This window comes from Nocardioides panacisoli, assembly GCF_039537325.1.
GTDB lineage: Bacteria > Actinomycetota > Actinomycetes > Propionibacteriales > Nocardioidaceae > Nocardioides > Nocardioides panacisoli.
Genome location: NZ_BAABAH010000002.1, coordinates 1 through 16724, shown reverse-complemented (window position 1 = coordinate 16724; position 16724 = coordinate 1). Strand labels below are relative to the sequence as shown.

Below are 16724 nucleotides of genomic sequence, written 5' to 3'. Positions count from 1 at the left end.
CCACCCTAGGGCGCGCAGGAGCGGCGCCGGCGACCCGGCGGACGACGGACGGACGAGGCAGCCCCCATGTATCTGCCCCGCCCGTCCTCACCCGTCAACGGCCGGCCTACCAGCCGGTTACGTGCGACACCGTGTCAGGGTCCCGGTTGTCTGGACCGGCGGCCTTTTCCGGGCTTCCTCCGCGGATTCTTGGAACGTTCAAGTCGGTCGCGTTACCGTCGTCGGGTGCGAGCGATCAGGCGATTCACGGTGCGGCCCGTCCTACCCCCGGCCCTGGCGGCGCTCGGCGAGCTCGCCGCGAACCTGCGGTGGTCGTGGCACGCCGAGACCCAGCGGCTGTTCTCCCACGTGGACCCCGAGATCTGGGAGCGCGTGGGGCACGACCCGGTGCGGCTGCTCGGCGAGGTGTCGGCCGCCCGCTGGGAGGAGCTGGCGGGCGACGACGGCTTCGTCGGCTGGGTGGCGCTGGTGCGGGCCGACCTCGAGACCTACCTGACCGAGCCGCGCTGGTTCCAGCACGAGGCCGACGCGACGCCGGAGACCATCGCCTACTTCTCGCCGGAGTTCGGCATCACCGCCGTGCTGCCGCAGTACTCCGGCGGCCTGGGGATCCTCGCCGGCGACCACCTCAAGGCCGCCAGCGACCTCGGCGTGCCGATCGTCGGCGTCGGCCTGCTCTACCGGCACGGCTACTTCAAGCAGTCGCTGTCCCGGGAGGGCTGGCAGCAGGAGACCTACCCGGTCCTGGACCCCGACGGCCTGCCGATCTCGCCGCTGCGCGAGCCCGACGGCAGCCGCGCGACGATCTCGATCCGGCTCCCCGACGGTCCCGACCTGCTGGCGCGGATCTGGGTCGCGGCTGTCGGCCGGGTCCCGCTGCTCATGCTCGACACCGACGTCGAGGGCAACCCCGACCACTACGTCCAGATCACCGACCGGCTCTACGGCGGCAACAGCGAGCACCGGTTGCGGCAGGAGCTCCTGCTCGGCGTCGGCGGCGTGCGCGCCCTCCGCGCCTACTCCCGGATCACCGGCGCACCCGCGCCCGAGGTCTTCCACACCAACGAGGGCCACGCCGGCTTCCTCGGCATCGAGCGGATCCGCGAGCTGACCGCCGAGCCGGACGGGCCGGGACTCGACCTCGACACCGCGATCGAGGTCGGCCGGGCGTCGACCGTCTTCACGACGCACACCCCGGTTCCGGCGGGCATCGACCGGTTCCCGTGCGAGCTGATCGAGCAGTACTTCGGCGACGCCGGCGCGACGCCCGGCGTGCCGGTCGACCGCGTCCTCGCGCTCGGCGCGGAGGACTACCAGGGCGGCGACCCGGGCGTGTTCAACATGGCGGTGATGGGCTTCCGGCTGGCCCAGCGCGCCAACGGGGTCTCCCAGCTGCACGGCAAGGTCAGCCGCGGCATGTTCAGCGGGCTCTGGCCGGCGTTCGACGAGGCCGAGGTGCCGATCACGTCGATCACCAACGGCGTGCACGCTCCGACCTGGGTCGCGAGCGAGATCACGGGCCTGGCCCAGGAGTACGGCGCCGACCCCGACTCCAGCGACTACGACGCCTTCGCGGCCGGTGTCGACCGGGTTCCCTCGGTCGACATGTGGCGCACCAAGCGCGCCCTGCGCGAGCGGTTGGTCGCCGACGCCCGCCGCCGGATGCTCCGGTCCTGGGAGAAGCGGGGCGCCGCCAAGGCCGAGCTCGGCTGGATCGACACGGCCCTCGACCCCGACGTCCTCACCATCGGGTTCGCGCGCCGCGCCGCGTCCTACAAGCGGCTCACGCTGATGCTCCGCGACCCCGAGCGGCTCCGGAAGCTGCTGCTCGACCCGGAGCGCCCCGTCCAGCTGGTCATCGCCGGAAAGGCGCACCCGGCCGACGACGGCGGCAAGCGGCTGATCCAGCAGATCGTCCAGTTCGCCGACGAGGAGGACGTGCGGCACCGGATCGCGTTCCTGCCGAACTACGACATCGCGATGGCGCAGCCCCTCTACCCGGGCTGCGACGTCTGGCTCAACAACCCGCTGCGCCCCTACGAGGCGTGCGGCACGTCGGGGATGAAGGCCGCGCTGAACGGCGGGCTGAACCTGTCGATCCTCGACGGCTGGTGGGACGAGTGGTACGACGGCGAGAACGGCTGGGCGCTCCCGTCGGTCGACGGGATCGACGACGTCGACAAGCGCGACGACCTGGAGGCCGCCGCGCTCTACGACCTGATCGCCAACGAGGTCGCGCCCCGGTTCTACGACGTCGACCAGGACGGCGTACCGGCCCGGTGGGTCGAGATGCTTCGCCACACCCTGAAGTCGCTCGGGCCGAAGGTGCTCGCGACCCGGATGGTCCGCGACTACGTCCGCCAGCTCTACGCGCCCGCCGCCGTGAACGCCCGCGCGCTCAACAGCGACTTCGAGGGCGCCCGGGAGCTCGCCGTCTGGAAGGCGCGCGTGCGGGCCGCCTGGCCGTCGGTGCGGGTCGAGCACGTCGAGGCCGAGGGCCTCGCCGACGCGGTCGAGGTCGGCTCGACCCTCAGCGTGCAGGCGTACGTCGCCCTGGGCGACCTCTCGCCGGCCGACGTCGAGGTCCAGCTGGTGCACGGCCGCGTCAACGCCGACGACCTGCTGGTCGACTCGACGGTCGCGCCGCTCACGCTCACCGAGTCCTACGACGGCGGCCGGTCGCGGTTCGACGGCACCGTCGGCCTCGGCCGCAGCGGACCGTTCGGCTACACCGTGCGCGTCGTCCCCGCCAACGAGCGGCTCGCCGCCGTCGCGGAGATGGGCATCGTGACCCTGGCCTGAGGCCGCGGCTCAGTCGGTCTCCTTCAGCACGACCACGCTGCGGCCGCCGACCTTCAGGGTGCTGCCGACCTCGCAGGTCTCGCCGACGGGGAGGTCCGGGTCCGTCGAGAGGACGATCTCGCCGCGGCTGACCCAGTCGTTCTCCGGGAGGAGCACGTCGACCGGCGCCTCGCCGGCGTGGAACCACATGAGGAACGACGCGTCGAGCTGCTGCTCGCCGCGCGGCCCGGGGGAGCGGAGCGGCTTGCCGGTCACGAACATGCCGATGGTGTGCAGGCCGTGGTCGTGCCAGTCCGCGTCGGTCATCTCGCGGCCGGAGGGGTGCAGCCAGGCGAGGTCCTTCGGGCCGCCGACGATCGTCGGCTGCCCCTCGAACCAGTGCCGCTGCCGCAGCGCCGGGTGCTCGCGCCGCAGGCGCAGCGCGGTCTTGACGACGTCGTAGACGCCGAGCCACGCGTCGTCCGGTCGCCAGTCGACCCAGGAGATGTCGTTGTCCTGGCAGTAGGGGTTGTTGTTGCCACGCTGGGTGCGCCCGCGCTCGTCACCCGCGGTCAGCATCGGCACCCCGTTGGAGAGGCACAGCGTGGCCATCAGGTTGGCGGCCTGGCGGCGCCGGAGCGCGCCGATGCCGGGATCGTCGGTCTCGCCCTCGACGCCGTGGTTCCAGGAGCGGTTGTTGTCGGTGCCGTCGCGGTTGCCCTCGCCGTTGGCCTCGTTGTGCTTGTGGTCGTAGGAGACCAGGTCCCGCACGGTGAAGCCGTCGTGGGCGGTGATGAAGTTGACCGACGCGAACGCCGAGCGACCGTCGTCGGCGTAGAGGTCCGAGGAGCCGGCCAGCCGGGTCGCCACGGTCTGGATCGGCCCCTGGCCGCGCCAGAAGTCGCGCACGGTGTCGCGGAACTGGTCGTTCCACTCCACCCACGGCGGCGGCATCCGACCGACGAGGTAGCCGTCCATCGACACGTCCCACGGCTCCGCGACCAGCTTCACGTGGCGCAGGATCGGGTCCTGGCCGATCGCGACCAGCAGCTTGCAGGCCATGTCGATCGGGATGCCGTCACCGATCTTGGTCCGCGTCAGCGCCGACGTCAGGTCGAACCGGAAGCCGTCGACGTGCATCTCGGTGACCCAGTAGCGGAGCGAGTCGAGGATCAGGCGCAGCGCGAGCGGGTCCTCGCTGTCCACCGTGTTGCCGCAGCCCGTCACGTCCCAGTAGGTGTCGTCGAACTCGCGCGGCGGTCCCTCGGGCACCGCGCCCGTCGGGACCCGCCGGTAGAACCCGCGGTCGTCGAGGCCGCGGAACGACAGCGTGCGCCCGTCCCGGTCGGCCTCGGCGGTGTGGTTGTAGACGACGTCGAGGATCACCTCGATCCCCGCCTGGTGCAGCGACTTCACCATCTGCTTGAACTCGGTGACCTGCTGGCCCCGGTCGCCGGAGGAGGAGTACGCCGCGTGCGGCGCGAAGTAGCCGATGGGGTTGTAGCCCCAGTAGTTGCTGAGGCCGCGCTCGACGAGCTCGGGCTCGTCGAAGAACTGGTGCACCGGCAGCAGCTCGACGGCGGTGACGCCGAGGTCGTTCAGGTACTCCGTCACGACCGGGTGACCGAGGCCGGCGTACGTCCCGCGCAGCTCCGCGGGGACGCGGTCGTGGCACGCGGTGAAGCCCTTGACGTGCAGCTCGTAGACGACGGAGTCGCGCCACTTGCGCAGCGGCCGGCTGTCGCCCTCCCAGTCGAAGGACGGGTCGACGACCACGCTGCGCGCGGTGTGCGTGGCCGAGTCGAGCGTGCTGCGGACGGTCGGGTCGTCGACGTCGTACGCCAGCAGCTCGGGCCCCTCGGTCACCCGGCCCGACGTCGCGAGGCCGTAGGGGTCGAGCAGCAGCTTCGCGGAGTTGAAGCGGAGCCCTTGCTCGGGATCCCACGGCCCGTCGACGCGGTAGCCGTAGCGCGTGCCCGGCGCGATCCCCGGCAGCTCGCCGTGCCAGATGCCGAGGGAGAACTCCGAGAGCGGGTAGCGCTGCTCGCCGCCCTCGTCGTCGAACAGGCAGAGCCAGACGTCCGTGGCCTGCGGCGCCCAGACGGCGAAGTTGGTCGACTCCGCGGTCCACGTCGCGCCCAGCGGCCAGTTCCGGCCGGGCCACACGGGGGACTGCTCTCCGATACTTCGCCACACGGTCGGGCTCACCCGCTCCATTGTGCCAACCGGCGAGTGCCGTGTCGGGCGAGCACCCCGACCGGCACAATGGCAGGTCCAGCGAGTGCGAACGAGGAGAGGACAGAGATGACGAGCGAGTTCGTCCGGCTCGAGGTGGCCGACGGCGTGGGCACGATCCGGCTCGACCGGCCGAAGATGAACGCCATCAGCCTCCAGGTCCAGGACGAGCTGGCGCTCGCCGCGGCCGAGGCCACCGAGCGCAAGGACGTGCGGGCTGTCGTCGTGTGGGGCGGCGAGCGGGTGTTCGCCGCCGGCAACGACGTCAAGGAGATGGCCGACATGTCCTACGTCGACATGGTCGACCGGGTCGACGCGCTGCAGGGCGCCGTGTCGGCCGTCGCGCGGATCCCCAAGCCGGTGGTGGCGGCGGTCAACGGCTACGCGCTGGGAGGTGGCTGCGAGCTCGCGCTCGCGGCGGACGTGCGGTTCGCGGCCGAGAACGCGGTGCTCGGACAGCCCGAGGTGCTGCTCGGCATCATCCCAGGGGCCGGGGGCACCCAGCGGCTGAGCCGCCTGGTCGGCCCCTCGCGCGCCAAGGAGCTGATGTTCACCGGCCGGTTCGTGAAGGCCGACGAGGCGCTCGCGATCGGCCTGGTGGACCGCGTGCTCCCTGCCGAGCAGGTGTACGACGAGGCCGTGGCGTGGGCGCGACAGTTCGCCGCCGCGGCGCCGTACGCCCTGCGTGCGATCAAGGACTGCGTCGACCGCGGCCTGGAGAGCGACCTCGAGACCGGCCTCGCCATCGAGCGGCAGCACTTCGCATCCGTGTTCGCTACCGACGACCGAACCACAGGCATGGCATCCTTCATCGAGAACGGCCCCGGAAAGGCAGAATTCCGAGGACGATGATCCGGTGGCGACTGACGGCGAGGTGCAGCGGCAGGTGACCGGCGTGGAGGGATCGAAGTCATCCGAGCGGGTGCTCACGGTCGCCCGGGTCCGTGGCGTGGTCGCCCGAGTGCTGTGGACCGTCTGCCTGGTGCTGGCCCTGGTTCTCGCGATCGCGGCGTTCAGCTACGCCCTCGACGCCAACCAGAACAACGGCCTCGTCAAGTTCTTCCAGGAGCTCGCCGACCGGATCGACATGGGCTGGTTCGACCTCGACAACCCGGTCAAGGACTTCCGCAGCAAGGGCGATCCCAACGGCGAGGTGAAGAACGCGCTGTTCAACTACGGCATCGCCGCGGTCCTCTACCTCATCGTCGGCCGCGTGCTGGAGCGGATCATCCGGCCCTGAGGCCGCGGCCCGGGTTGTTGTGACCCGTGTGTAACCCGGTGTGACACAGTCCACGCCGAGACCGGTTAGCAGCGGCTGTGACCGGGCGGTAACCTGCCCAACGCCGTCCTATCGGACACCAGCTGAGCCCCGAGAGGGGACTCACCCGTGCACAGGAAGGGGCCGTTCCGGCCACAACCATGAACATTGTCGTATGTGTGAAGTACGTCCCTGACGCCACCGCCGAGCAGCGGTTCGAGTCGGACAACACGGTGGACCGCGGCGCTGTCGACGGCCTCCTGTCGGAGCTCGACGAGTACGCCGTCGAGCAGGCGCTGCAGCTGAAGGAGGCCGCGGGCGACGACTCCACCGTCACCGCGCTGACCGTCGGCCCCGAGAAGGCCGTCGACGCCGTGCGCAAGGCGCTGCAGATGGGTGCCGACCAGGGCGTCCACGTGCAGGACGACGAGATCGCCGGCTCGGACGCGGTCGCCACCTCGCTGGTGCTCGCCAAGGCGGTCGAGAAGATCGGTCAGCCCGACATCGTGATGTGCGGCATGGCGTCGACCGACGGCGCGATGAGCGTCGTCCCGGCGATGCTCGCCGAGCGGCTCGGCCTCCCGCAGGTCACCCTGGGCTCGCGGATCGAGCGCAAGGAGAACCAGCTCGCGGTCCAGCGCGACGGCGACACCGCGACCGAGGTCGTCATCGGCACGATGCCGCTCGTGGCGTCGGTGACCGACCAGTCGGGCGAGGCCCGCTACCCGTCCTTCAAGGGCATCATGGCCGCGAAGAAGAAGCCGCTGGAGACCTACTCGCTGGGTGACCTCGGTGTCGACGCAGGCGAGGTCGGCCTGTCGGCGGCGTGGACCGCCGTCGAGGAGACCGCTGCCCGCCCGCCCCGCACCGCGGGCGAGATCGTCAAGGACGAGGACGGCTCGGGTGCCACGGCGCTGGCCGAGTTCCTCGCCTCGAAGAAATTCATCTGAGGAGACATCGAAATGTCTGAAGTTCTCGTACTCGTCGACCACGTCGACGGCGCGGTCCGCAAGCCGACCCTCGAGCTGCTCGCGATCGCCAAGCGGATCGGCTCGCCGTCCGCGGTGTTCATCGGCGGCGCCGACAAGGCCGACGCCGTCGCAGAGTCCGTGAAGGGCTACGGCGCGGAGAAGGTCTACGTCGTCGACGACGCGGAGATCAAGGGCTACCTGGTGGCCCCGAAGGCCGAGGCGCTGCAGCAGATCGCCGACCAGGCCTCCCCGGCCGCGATCCTGATCCCCTCCAGCGCGGAGGGCAAGGAGATCGCCGGCCGGCTCGCGATCAAGCTCGAGTCGGGCCTGATCACCGACGCGGTCGACGTCCAGGTCGAGGACGGCGCGCCGGTGACGACGCAGTCGATCTTCGCGGGCTCCTACACCGCGAAGGCCAAGGTCACCAAGGGCACCCCGATCATCACGGTCAAGCCGAACAGCGCCGCCCCCGAGGAGGGCGCCGGCGCCGGCACCGTCGAGAAGGTCTCGGTGACCATCTCCGACGCCGCGAAGACCGCGAAGATCGCCGCCTCCAACCCGCGGGCCGCCACCGGCCGCCCTGAGCTCACCGAGGCCGCCATCGTGGTCTCCGGTGGTCGTGGCACCGGCGGTGACTTCTCCGAGGTCGAGGGCCTGGCCGACGCGCTGGGTGCCGCGGTCGGTGCCTCGCGTGCCGCCGTCGACTCCGGCTGGAAGCCGCATGCCTTCCAGATCGGCCAGACCGGCAAGGTCGTCTCGCCGCAGCTCTACGTCGCGGCCGGCATCTCCGGTGCGATCCAGCACCGCGCCGGCATGCAGACCTCCAAGACGATCGTGGCCGTGAACAAGGACGAGGAGGCCCCGATCTTCGAGCTCGTCGACTTCGGTGTCGTCGGCGACCTGCACACGGTCCTGCCCGCCGTCACCGCGGAGGTCGAGAAGCGCAAGGGCTGACCTGTCGAGTGGGGGTCTTAGCACCCTCGAAATGTGACAAGCGCACGCGATATCGCGTGCGCTTGCCACATTTCGAGGGTGCAAAGACCCCCACTCGACTCAGTAGTTGAAGTAGCCCTCGTCGTCGACGATGCCCACCTGGTAGACCTTCAGCTTCCGCACGCCCTGGGCGTTGGTGGAGAGCTTGATCTCGCGGAGCGAGGAGTTGTTGGTCGTGTCGCTCTCGATCAGGTTGCCGTTGGGGTTGGCCTGCACCTTGACGTAGTAGGTGCCGTCGGGCACGTTCTTGATCGGCAGCGACTGGCCCGCCCGGTACTGGACGTAGGTGTCACCCCACCCGGCGGCGAGCGACTCCCGGATGGACAGGGCGCCGTGGCCGCCGCAGCTGCTGCCGAGGTCGTCGTAGTTGATGGTCATCTTGGCGCCCGCGCCGGTCATGTCGACGGCGTCGGTGTTCGCCAGGCAGAACGACTCCTTGCCCGAGACCGCGACGGTGCTCTCATCGGCACCGACCAGGCTGTAGGTCGCGAAGTCCTTGAAGTGCCAGTGGTGGTGGGTCGGGTCGGGATCCCACTCCATGGTCCCGACCTGGGCGTAGTCCACGACGTTGCCGTCGCTGTCCAGGAAGTACTGGTAGGCGTCCATGACGTCCTCGCCCTCACGCCGGAAGCCGTCGACGACCATGTCGGAGGTGCCGCCGTCCCAGACGGTCGCGCCGAACCGCAGCTGGGTGCCCGCGTTGTTCAGCGAGATGCCGAATGCCGGCAGGGCCCGCATGTCGGGGACGGGCGTGCCCTCCGGCAGCTCGGCGGCCGAGGTGATGCCCTCGCCGGTCGGCCGCTTGGGCTCGGGCTGGTCGCCCCGCTGGGCGCGCGCGGTGCCCGGAGCGGGCGTCCGGCAGCCGCGCCGGCAGTCGTCGACGCCGCCCTTCTTGACCACGACGGTCGTGGTCACGGTGCGGTTGTCCTCGCTCAGGCCGATCGTCTCGGCGTACTCCGGCGAGACGACGAAGGTCGCGGTGTAGGTGCCGGGCTTGATGTGGAACGGCTTGTCGTAGTTGTTGGCGAGCACGTGGCCGCTCCAGCCCGCAGGGATGCCCTGGACGGCGCCGAGGGCGTAGGGGTTGTAGAAGCAGCCCTCGGGGTACGGCGAGCGCAGCACCGCGGACGGGACCAGGCGCGAGGCGGCGGTCAGGCAGCCGTCCATCTTGCGAGCGAACTGCTTGCCGGCCGTCTTGCCAGTCGGCACGAACGACGCGGTGACGAACCCGTCGAGGTCGCCGATGTGGTCGGTGACGCCCTCCGGGAAGGTCCGGTCGCCGCTCGCGAGCTTCTGGGTCACGACGACCTGGTCGTCGTAGGACGGTCGCTGGGACCAGATCTCCAAGGGGGCGTTGTCGACGTGGAGCTGCAGGCCGAAGTTCGTGTAGGCCTGACCGCGGTAGGTGGTCAGGTGCAGCGTGTCCTTGCCGAGCAGCGTGACGACGGGGTCGCCGTCGGCGGCGTGCGCGGGGGACTGAGCGGTGCCGATCGCGGCGGCGCCGGAGGCAGTGAGCGCCAGAGCCGCCAGTGCGGATCGGAGCATGGGCCGCCGGCCAGGGCGGGCGAGTCTTGCCACGGAGGTTCCTCTCGGGGACGGGGCCGCGGGTGGCGGCCACTCTGACCGTCAGGACGGCTGAGACGGCGCGGTGGTTGCCATCGCCCGCCACTAATCTTCGAGGCGTGAGCATCTCCGCAGACCTGGCCGACGTCGCCGGCCGCGCGCGGATCGCGAGCCGTGCCCTTGCGATCGCGACCCGCGCCGAGAAGGACGCCGCGCTGCAAGCGATGGCCGACGCCCTCCTCGCCAGGGCGGACGAGGTCCTGGCGGCCAACGCCGAGGACGTGGCACGCGCCGAGGCCGACGGGACGCCCGCGAACATCATCGATCGGCTCCGGCTCACCCCCGAGCGGCTCGAGGGCATGGCACAGGGCCTCCGCGACGTCGCCGGCCTCGCCGACCCGGTCGGCGAGGTGGTCCGCGGCGGGCTCCTCACGAACGGGCTGGAGCTGCGCCAGGTCCGGGTGCCGTTCGGCGTGATCGGGATGATCTACGAGGCGCGGCCCAACGTCACCGCCGACGCTGCCGGCATCTGCCTGAAGTCCGGCAACGCCGTGCTCCTGCGCGGGAGCTCGAGTGCCCGCGCCAGCAACGCCGCGATCGTCGCCGTGCTGCGCGACGCCGTCGCGGACGCCGGGCTCGCCCCCGATGTCCTGCAGCTGGTGCCGGGGGACACCCACGACAGCGTCAAGGAGCTGATGCGAGCCCGCGGGATGGTCGACGTGCTCATCCCGCGCGGCGGCGCGGGTCTGATCCGGTCGGTGGTCGAGGAGTCGACGGTGCCGGTGATCGAGACCGGCGTCGGCAACTGCCACGTGTACGTCGACGCCGCCGCCGACCTCGACAAGGCGCTCGCCATCGTGCTCAACGCGAAGACCCAGCGCACCAGCGTGTGCAACGCCGCCGAGTCGCTCCTCGTGCACGAGGCGGTCGCCGAGGCGTTCCTGCCTCGGGTCGTCACGGCTCTCCAGGAGGCCGGGGTCACCGTCCACGGCGACGAGGCGTTCGCGGCGTACGAGGACGTGGTGCCCGCGACCGACCACGACTACGCCGAGGAGTACCTCTCCCTCGACATCTCTGCGCGGGTCGTGCCCGATCTGGACGCGGCGATCGACCACATCCGACGCTTCTCCAGCGCCCACAGCGACGCGATCGTCACCGACGACCAGCGCGCCGCGCGGCGCTTCGTCGCCGAGGTCGACTCTGCGGCCGTCCTGGTCAACGCGTCGACCAGGTTCACCGACGGCGGTGAGTTCGGTTTCGGCGCCGAGATCGGCATCAGCACCCAGAAGCTGCACGCCCGCGGGCCCATGGGCCTGCCGGAGATGACGTCCACCAAGTACGTCGTCGTCGGGGACGGCCACGTCCGCTGAGGCCTTGCCCGCAAGATAGGTTGCGCACCATGGCAGGGAGCCCCGACCGGATCTACGCGGACCCTGCGTCCGAGCGCCTCTTCACCGGCGCCACCACGATCACCTTCATCCGTACGGCGATCACGCTCGCGATCGCGATCTGGGGCGCCTACGAGGGCAGCCTGACCCTGCTCGTCGTCGGCCTCGTGAGCTACTGGGTCGGCGACTCGATCGACGGCGAGTGGGCCCGCTGGTTCGACTGCGAGACCCGGATGGGCGCCGTCGTCGACATGATGTGCGACCGGCTCAGCTGCGGCGCTCTCTACGTCGGCATCGCGTGGCTGCAGCCGACCGGCTGGTGGAGCGACGAGCCGATGACGCTGGTCGGCATCCCGATCGCCATCTACCTCTTCGAGTTCATGGTCATCGACATGTACCTGTCGCTGGCGTTCCTCGCGTGGCCGATCCGCAGCCCCAACTACTTCTGGGTGATCGACCGCCGGATCTACCTCTGGAACTGGTCCCGGATCGGCAAGGCGGCCAACTCGGGCGCCTTCGCAGTGATCCTGCTCGTCACCGGCTGGTGGTGGCTGGGGCTGGTCATCGCGATCGCGCTGCTCGCCCTCAAGTGCGTGTCGCTGCGCTGGCTCCTCGAGCTCGGGGTGCCGGTGCCGGAGCGGACCGCCGTCGCATGATCCTGTGGCTGAGCACGTTCGCGTTCAGCATCGCGTCCGCGCTCCTGCCATTCCTCCCGATGGAGGCCTACATCCTCGGTGCCGGTGCCACCGAGGCGGGCACGGCCACCGCGATCTCGCTCGGCATCGCGGCCGGCGCCGGCGCGACCGTCGGCAAGATCGTCTGGTACGAGGTCGCCCGGCGCGGGTCCACGTCGAAGTGGGCCCAGAAGCAGCTGTCGAAGCCGAAGATCAAGAACGGATACGAGCGCTGGGTCGAGCGGATGCAGGGCCGCCCGTGGTACGCCGCCGCCGTCATCTTCGTCGCCGCCTCGGTCGGCATCCCGCCGCTCCTGGCGATGGCTGCGGTCGCCGGGCTGCTCAAGATGCCGATGTGGGTCTTCATCCCCACCGTCTTCGTCGGCCGCTCGATCCGGTTCAGTCTGCTCTTCCTCGGGGTCGACTTCGCGATCCACTGACCCGCCCCGATAGCATGCGGCCCATGCTGATCAGCCAGACCGCCCTCGCCGTCATCCAGGCTGCGGAGACGACGAGCCCCGAGCCCGTCAATCACTGGATCATCGGCGGCGGCATCCTGCTCTTCCTGCTGTGCGTCCTAGGCGCCCTCGTCCTCTTCGGCGGCGGACGGGACCACACCTGACCGGCGACGTGACCCTCCCTGCCGGTGACGCCGAGCGTCGCCGGGTCGGCGTCATGGGCGGCACCTTCGACCCGATCCACCACGGTCACCTGGTCGCCGCGTCGGAGGTGCAGGGCTGGTTCGGGCTCGACGAGGTGATCTTCGTGCCGACCGGGCAGCCGTGGCAGAAGGCCGAGCGGGCCGTCTCGCCGGCCGAGCACCGCTACCTGATGACGGTCATCGCGACTGCGGCCAACCCGAGGTTCCGGGTCAGCCGGGTCGACATCGACCGGGCCGGGCCGACGTACACCGTCGACACCCTGCGGGACCTGAAGGCCGAGCTGCCCGACACCGACCTCTACTTCATCACCGGCGCCGACGCGCTGACCGACATCTTCAGCTGGCGCGACGCCGACGACGTGTTCGCGCTGGCTCACTTCGTCGGCTGCACACGCCCAGGGGCGGAGATGGACGCCGAGACGCTGGACAAGATCCCCCACGAGCGGGTGACCATGCTCGAGGTCCCCGCGCTGGCCATCTCCTCCACGGAGTGCCGCCAGCGCGAGACCGACGGCCAGCCGATCTGGTACCTGGTGCCGGACGGCGTCGTGCAGTACATCCACAAGCACCGCCTGTACCGAGCCACCGGAGATTCATGACCGCCACCGACCACGCCGTCGAGCTCGTCCACACCGCCGCCCGCGCAGCGGCCGACAAGCTCGCCACCGATATCATCGCCTTCGACGTCAGCGAGCAGCTGGCGATCACCGACGCCTTCGTCATCGCCTCCGGCAGCAACGACCGGCAGGTGAAGGCGATCGTCGACGAGGTCGAGGACAAGCTCCGCGAGATCGGGGCCAAGCCGGTGCGCCGCGAAGGCGAGCGCGACGGCCGCTGGGTGCTGATCGACTACGGCGAGATCGTGGTGCACGTCCAGCACGAGGAGGAGCGTCAGTTCTACGCCCTCGAGCGGCTCTGGCGCGACTGTCCCAGCATCAAGCTCCCGGAGCTCTGAGCGGTGGTTGAGGTGCGAGCGGAGCGAGCCTCGAAACCGACGCGGAGGATCGTGCTGCTGCGGCACGGCCGCACCGAGTGGAACGCCTCGCTCCGGATCCAGGGCCAGCTCCAGGTCGAGCTCGACGCTGTCGGTCGCGCCCAGGCCGAGGCCGTCGCCCCGGCCGTCGCGAGGCTCGACCCGGCGCTGCTGTGGTCCTCGGACCTCCTACGTGCCCGCGCGACCGCCGACTACGTCGCGGCCGCCACGGGGCTCACGTTGGTCGAGGACGCGCGGCTGCGCGAGTTCCACCTCGGCGAGCGGCAGGGCCTCACCCACGCGGAGTACGCCGAGCTCGCGCCGGAGGAGTTCGAGAGCTTCCGCGCGGGGGAGTGGCAGCAGGTCCCGGGTGCGGAGAAGGTCCAGGAGGTCGCGGACCGCTTCGTCGCCTGCCTGCGAGACCTGGCGACCGCTCTGGGTGCCGGCGAGACCGGAGTCGCCGTCTCCCACGGTGCCGCGATCCGCGTCGGCCTGGTCGGCTTCCTCGGCTGGCCGCTGGAGATCGTCCGCGACTTCCGCGCCCTGGGCAACTGCAACCGCGTCGAGCTCGTCGAGCGCGAGAGTGGCCGATGGGCGTTGGCCACCTACAACGTCTCGGCGGTCGAGTAGCCCGAGCGCCCTGGCGCGAGGGCGTATCGAGACCCCGATTTCGCTCGCCGGTCACCGGTTGGCTAATATCTGGCGAGTTGCCTCCGGGCAGCGGACGGGGCTGTGGCGCAGCTGGTAGCGCATCTGCATGGCATGCAGAGGGTCAGGGGTTCGAGTCCCCTCAGCTCCACCAAAACCGCAGGTCAGGGCATTGTTCTGGATCCTCAGTAGAGGAGCGAGCAGTGCCCTGGTCACATAAATGGACCACAAACGGTCCCGTTTCGGTTCGTCTCGGTCCACCGCGGTGGCGGTCGTGACTGCCTCGGCGGCGCTCGCCCACCTCAGCGGTATGAGCAACGTCGTGAGCCCCATCGCCCCTGCAGCCCACTCGGCCGAGGCCGCGATCCTCGAGCCGGCCCTGTCGATCAGCGAGCTCGCCGCCGAGCTGCAGGTGAGCCCGCAGACGCTGTATGACCTGCGCAGCCAAGGGCGTGGTCCGACCGGCTTCCGGGTCGGGCGGCACCTGCGCTTTAGGCGCTCGGAGATCGAGGCGTGGCTGGCTCGGCTCGAGGACGAGGACGCCGGACGTCATCCAGCGGGTCTGCGATGAGCGGTCGGCCTCGCACCCCGATCGGTACCTACGGTGCCGTCCACGTCGCGCACCATGGGCGGCGCCGCTACACCGCCAAGACCCGGTTTCGAGATCTCGACGGCGTACTTCGCCAGGTCAAGGCCACCGGCGCCTCGCGCGGTGGTGCCGTCACGCTGCTGAAGATCCGGTTGGCGGACCGTCCGGGCTACGGACGCGATGGACAGCTCGGCCTCTCCAGCCCGTTCGCGGACCTGTGCGAGCTCTGGCTCAGTGACCTGGCTGCGCGGGAGGTCACCGAGGGGACCAAGGACAACTACCGCGATGATCTTCGGCTCCATGTGCGGCCGTTCTTCGAGAGTTACACCCTGGGCGAGATCACCACCGGCCGGGTCGAGGTCTTCCTCAAGCAGCAGGCCGCGGTCTCCTACTCCCGTGCCAAGCACACGCGTACCCTGCTCAACCAGCTGTTCGGCTACGCGCTGCGACACGACGCCATCAGCCGGAATCCGGTCGAGGGAACCTCGCCGCTCAACCGGACGAAGGGTGCCCCGCAGGCGCTCACCATGGATCAGATCGCCGCGATTCGCCTGGCCGCCCAGCGGTGGCGCACCGGCCCCGGAGTGATGGGGCCCAAACCCGACGGGCAGGTTCGCGACGCGATCGAGGTACTGCTCGGCACCGGGATGCGGCCGGGCGAGGTGCTCGCTCTGCGGCCAGTCGACATCACCCACACCAGGACCGGCATGGTCGCCAATGTCACTGGGACGGTGGTCGCCCAGAAGGGCAGAGGGACCTTCCGGCAGCCGCGGCCGAAGACCGACGCCTCCGCGCGATCCATCCCGGTCCCGGAGTTCGCCGCGGTGGTGATCCGCCGTCGGTTGAAGCTGATGGGGGCGGAGCAACGCGAGGTGACGATCTTCCACAACCGTGCTGGCGGACCGCTGACGCTGCACAACCTGCGTCGGACGTTCCGCGAATTCCTGGTCCTCGCCGGCCTGGAGGACTCCGGGATCACCCCCCGCTGGTTCCGCCGCACCGGCGCCACCGTGCTCGCCCGCGGGCTCGGGGCTGACGTGGCGGCGAGCTACCTGGGCCACACCTCAACCGCGATCACCGAGGGCCACTACATCGAGCCGGACCGAAGGATCGACTTCGAGCCGGCCAGCGTGATCGAGCGGACCCTACGCCCGATCGATCCGGACGGCTCGCTGCTGTCCCGACCCATTGATGAGCAGGAGGAAGACCTCCTCGATCTCCTCGACGCCGCCCAGGACGACGACGCCGCGTGACGGCTGATGCCTAAGCCTTTACGGGGCCAACCCGTGACGGTCTGTGTCGGCAGGTCGGTGAATTAGGGCCGCGTGCAGCCCTGCGCGGCTCGGACCGGGATGAGATGGCTGAGGCTCAAGCTGCGGCCGCAGGGCGGAGCGCACGGTCGCGATGACGGGCAACTCGGCACTCGGCGCGACCGGGACGAAGCGCTCCCGCACCGGGTGGACGAGCTGACCACTGTCCTCGACCAGCCGGGGCACCTGCACGCGCTGGACGAACGCGCCGCGTTCGACGCCCTCCTCGACGATGTAGGCGATCCGGACATCGATCCGGTCGAACAGCGTTTGGAAACCAGCGAGCACCCGGGGTTCCACGATCAGGTCGCGGGGGAGTGCCTTGAGGCGCGCGACCGCGTTGGCGCCCTCGCCGGCGGCCAGCTCACCGCGGCCGATGTGGCCGCCGATGTCACGCAGCTGCTGTTGCACACGCGCGTACGTCTCGGCGCGGATCTGCCACCGCCGCGACCGGTCCTCATCGATGCGGGCGGCGTATGGCGCCAGGCCCGCAGACAGCAGACGCTGGGAGTCGACGACAAGCCGCAGGTTCAACGCGGTGGGGAAAGCCTTTTGTGATGTCTCAGGACATCTGCAAGATCCGAACCCACGGAGTGGGTTCGGATCTTGGTCATTTGCGGGGTTGGTAGTCGGTGTTGGTGTCGATGGTGAGGTCTCGGAGGAGCTCGCCGGTGATGGCG

17 protein-coding genes and 1 tRNA gene are annotated in these 16724 nt (G+C 70.3%); 16 read left to right on the top strand and 2 right to left on the bottom strand.

Annotation, left to right across the window (positions count from 1 at the left end; genetic code table 11):
- Window positions 1-225: 225 nt before the first annotated feature.
- Complete coding sequence (gene glgP / locus ABD709_RS03040) at window positions 226-2802, top strand: alpha-glucan family phosphorylase (protein ID WP_344772328.1); 2577 nt, start codon at window positions 226-228, stop codon at window positions 2800-2802.
- Window positions 2803-2811: 9 nt separating this feature from the next.
- On the opposite strand, the gene glgX is transcribed toward glgP, so the two are convergent.
- A complete protein-coding gene (gene glgX / locus ABD709_RS03035; protein WP_344772327.1) occupies window positions 2812-4989 on the bottom strand; it encodes a glycogen debranching protein GlgX in 2178 nt (725 codons plus the stop codon).
- 96 nt (window positions 4990-5085) lie between these two features.
- On the opposite strand from glgX, the gene ABD709_RS03030 reads away from it, so the two are divergent.
- From ABD709_RS03030 to ABD709_RS03015, 4 genes are all read left to right on the top strand, one after another.
- Entirely contained in the window at window positions 5086-5868 is a 783-nt protein-coding gene (locus ABD709_RS03030; RefSeq protein WP_344772326.1) for an enoyl-CoA hydratase/isomerase family protein, read from the top strand.
- A 4-nt stretch (window positions 5869-5872) separates the two neighbouring features.
- Window positions 5873-6256 (top strand): hypothetical protein, encoded by a 384-nt coding sequence (locus ABD709_RS03025; protein WP_344772325.1) that lies wholly within the window; start codon window positions 5873-5875, stop codon window positions 6254-6256.
- Between the two features lie 197 nt (window positions 6257-6453).
- On the top strand, window positions 6454-7224 hold the full coding sequence (locus ABD709_RS03020) for an electron transfer flavoprotein subunit beta/FixA family protein (protein WP_344772324.1): 771 nt from the start codon (window positions 6454-6456) through the stop codon (window positions 7222-7224).
- A 12-nt stretch (window positions 7225-7236) separates the two neighbouring features.
- Complete coding sequence (locus tag ABD709_RS03015) at window positions 7237-8199, top strand: electron transfer flavoprotein subunit alpha/FixB family protein (RefSeq protein WP_344772323.1); 963 nt, start codon at window positions 7237-7239, stop codon at window positions 8197-8199.
- Between the two features lie 99 nt (window positions 8200-8298).
- Here the strand turns inward: ABD709_RS03015 and ABD709_RS03010 are convergent, their stop codons facing one another.
- The gene (locus ABD709_RS03010; protein WP_344772322.1) at window positions 8299-9783 is read right to left on the bottom strand and encodes a lysyl oxidase family protein; all 1485 of its coding nucleotides are present in this window, start codon (window positions 9781-9783) and stop codon (window positions 8299-8301) included.
- A gap of 137 nt (window positions 9784-9920) precedes the next feature.
- Here ABD709_RS03010 and ABD709_RS03005 point away from each other — a divergent pair, with 137 nt between their 5' ends.
- The 11 genes from ABD709_RS03005 to ABD709_RS02955 all read left to right on the top strand — a co-directional run bounded on the left by ABD709_RS03005 (window position 9921) and on the right by ABD709_RS02955 (window position 16602).
- Entirely contained in the window at window positions 9921-11171 is a 1251-nt protein-coding gene (locus ABD709_RS03005) for a glutamate-5-semialdehyde dehydrogenase (RefSeq protein WP_344772321.1), read from the top strand.
- Between the two features lie 29 nt (window positions 11172-11200).
- Window positions 11201-11845, top strand: a complete 645-nt coding sequence (locus tag ABD709_RS03000; protein ID WP_344772320.1) for a CDP-alcohol phosphatidyltransferase family protein — start codon at window positions 11201-11203, stop codon at window positions 11843-11845.
- Complete coding sequence (locus ABD709_RS02995) at window positions 11842-12303, top strand: VTT domain-containing protein (protein ID WP_344772319.1); 462 nt, start codon at window positions 11842-11844, stop codon at window positions 12301-12303. The genes ABD709_RS03000 and ABD709_RS02995 overlap by 4 nt, the downstream gene beginning before the upstream one ends.
- Before the next feature lie 23 nt (window positions 12304-12326).
- Entirely contained in the window at window positions 12327-12485 is a 159-nt protein-coding gene (locus ABD709_RS02990) for a hypothetical protein (protein ID WP_344772318.1), read from the top strand.
- An 8-nt stretch (window positions 12486-12493) separates the two neighbouring features.
- Entirely contained in the window at window positions 12494-13123 is a 630-nt protein-coding gene (gene nadD / locus ABD709_RS02985; RefSeq protein ID WP_344772317.1) for a nicotinate-nucleotide adenylyltransferase, read from the top strand.
- Window positions 13120-13479: a ribosome silencing factor gene (gene rsfS, locus ABD709_RS02980; protein WP_344772316.1), complete on the top strand. Its 360-nt coding sequence runs from the start codon at window positions 13120-13122 to the stop codon at window positions 13477-13479. Before nadD ends, rsfS begins: the two co-directional genes overlap by 4 nt.
- Window positions 13480-13530: 51 nt before the next feature.
- Window positions 13531-14127 carry a histidine phosphatase family protein gene (locus ABD709_RS02975; RefSeq protein WP_344772315.1) on the top strand — a complete coding sequence of 199 codons (597 nt, stop codon included), beginning with the start codon at window positions 13531-13533 and terminating at the stop codon, window positions 14125-14127.
- 96 nt (window positions 14128-14223) lie between these two features.
- Window positions 14224-14299, top strand: a tRNA-Ala gene (locus ABD709_RS02970).
- Between the two features lie 168 nt (window positions 14300-14467).
- Window positions 14468-14716 carry a helix-turn-helix transcriptional regulator gene (locus tag ABD709_RS02965; RefSeq protein WP_344772314.1) on the top strand — a complete coding sequence of 83 codons (249 nt, stop codon included), beginning with the start codon at window positions 14468-14470 and terminating at the stop codon, window positions 14714-14716.
- A complete protein-coding gene (locus ABD709_RS02960) occupies window positions 14713-15987 on the top strand; it encodes a tyrosine-type recombinase/integrase (protein ID WP_344772313.1) in 1275 nt (424 codons plus the stop codon). The genes ABD709_RS02965 and ABD709_RS02960 overlap by 4 nt, the downstream gene beginning before the upstream one ends.
- Window positions 15988-16191: 204 nt before the next feature.
- A complete protein-coding gene (locus ABD709_RS02955) occupies window positions 16192-16602 on the top strand; it encodes a hypothetical protein (RefSeq protein WP_344772312.1) in 411 nt (136 codons plus the stop codon).
- The last annotated feature ends 122 nt before the right edge of the window (window positions 16603-16724 follow it).

Bases quoted from the DNA above. Each gene is read 5' to 3' on its own strand.
- ABD709_RS02995 (WP_344772319.1), top strand. From the start codon at position 11,842: ATGATCCTGTGGCTGAGCACGTTCGCGTTCAGCATCGCGTCCGCGCTC.
- ABD709_RS03010 (WP_344772322.1), bottom strand. From the start codon at position 9,783: ATGCTCCGATCCGCACTGGCGGCTCTGGCGCTCACTGCCTCCGGCGCC.
- ABD709_RS02990 (WP_344772318.1), top strand. From the start codon at position 12,327: ATGCTGATCAGCCAGACCGCCCTCGCCGTCATCCAGGCTGCGGAGACG.
- ABD709_RS03030 (WP_344772326.1), top strand. From the start codon at position 5,086: ATGACGAGCGAGTTCGTCCGGCTCGAGGTGGCCGACGGCGTGGGCACG.
- rsfS (WP_344772316.1), top strand. From the start codon at position 13,120: ATGACCGCCACCGACCACGCCGTCGAGCTCGTCCACACCGCCGCCCGC.
- ABD709_RS03015 (WP_344772323.1), top strand. From the start codon at position 7,237: ATGTCTGAAGTTCTCGTACTCGTCGACCACGTCGACGGCGCGGTCCGC.
- ABD709_RS03000 (WP_344772320.1), top strand. From the start codon at position 11,201: ATGGCAGGGAGCCCCGACCGGATCTACGCGGACCCTGCGTCCGAGCGC.
- ABD709_RS02960 (WP_344772313.1), top strand. From the start codon at position 14,713: ATGAGCGGTCGGCCTCGCACCCCGATCGGTACCTACGGTGCCGTCCAC.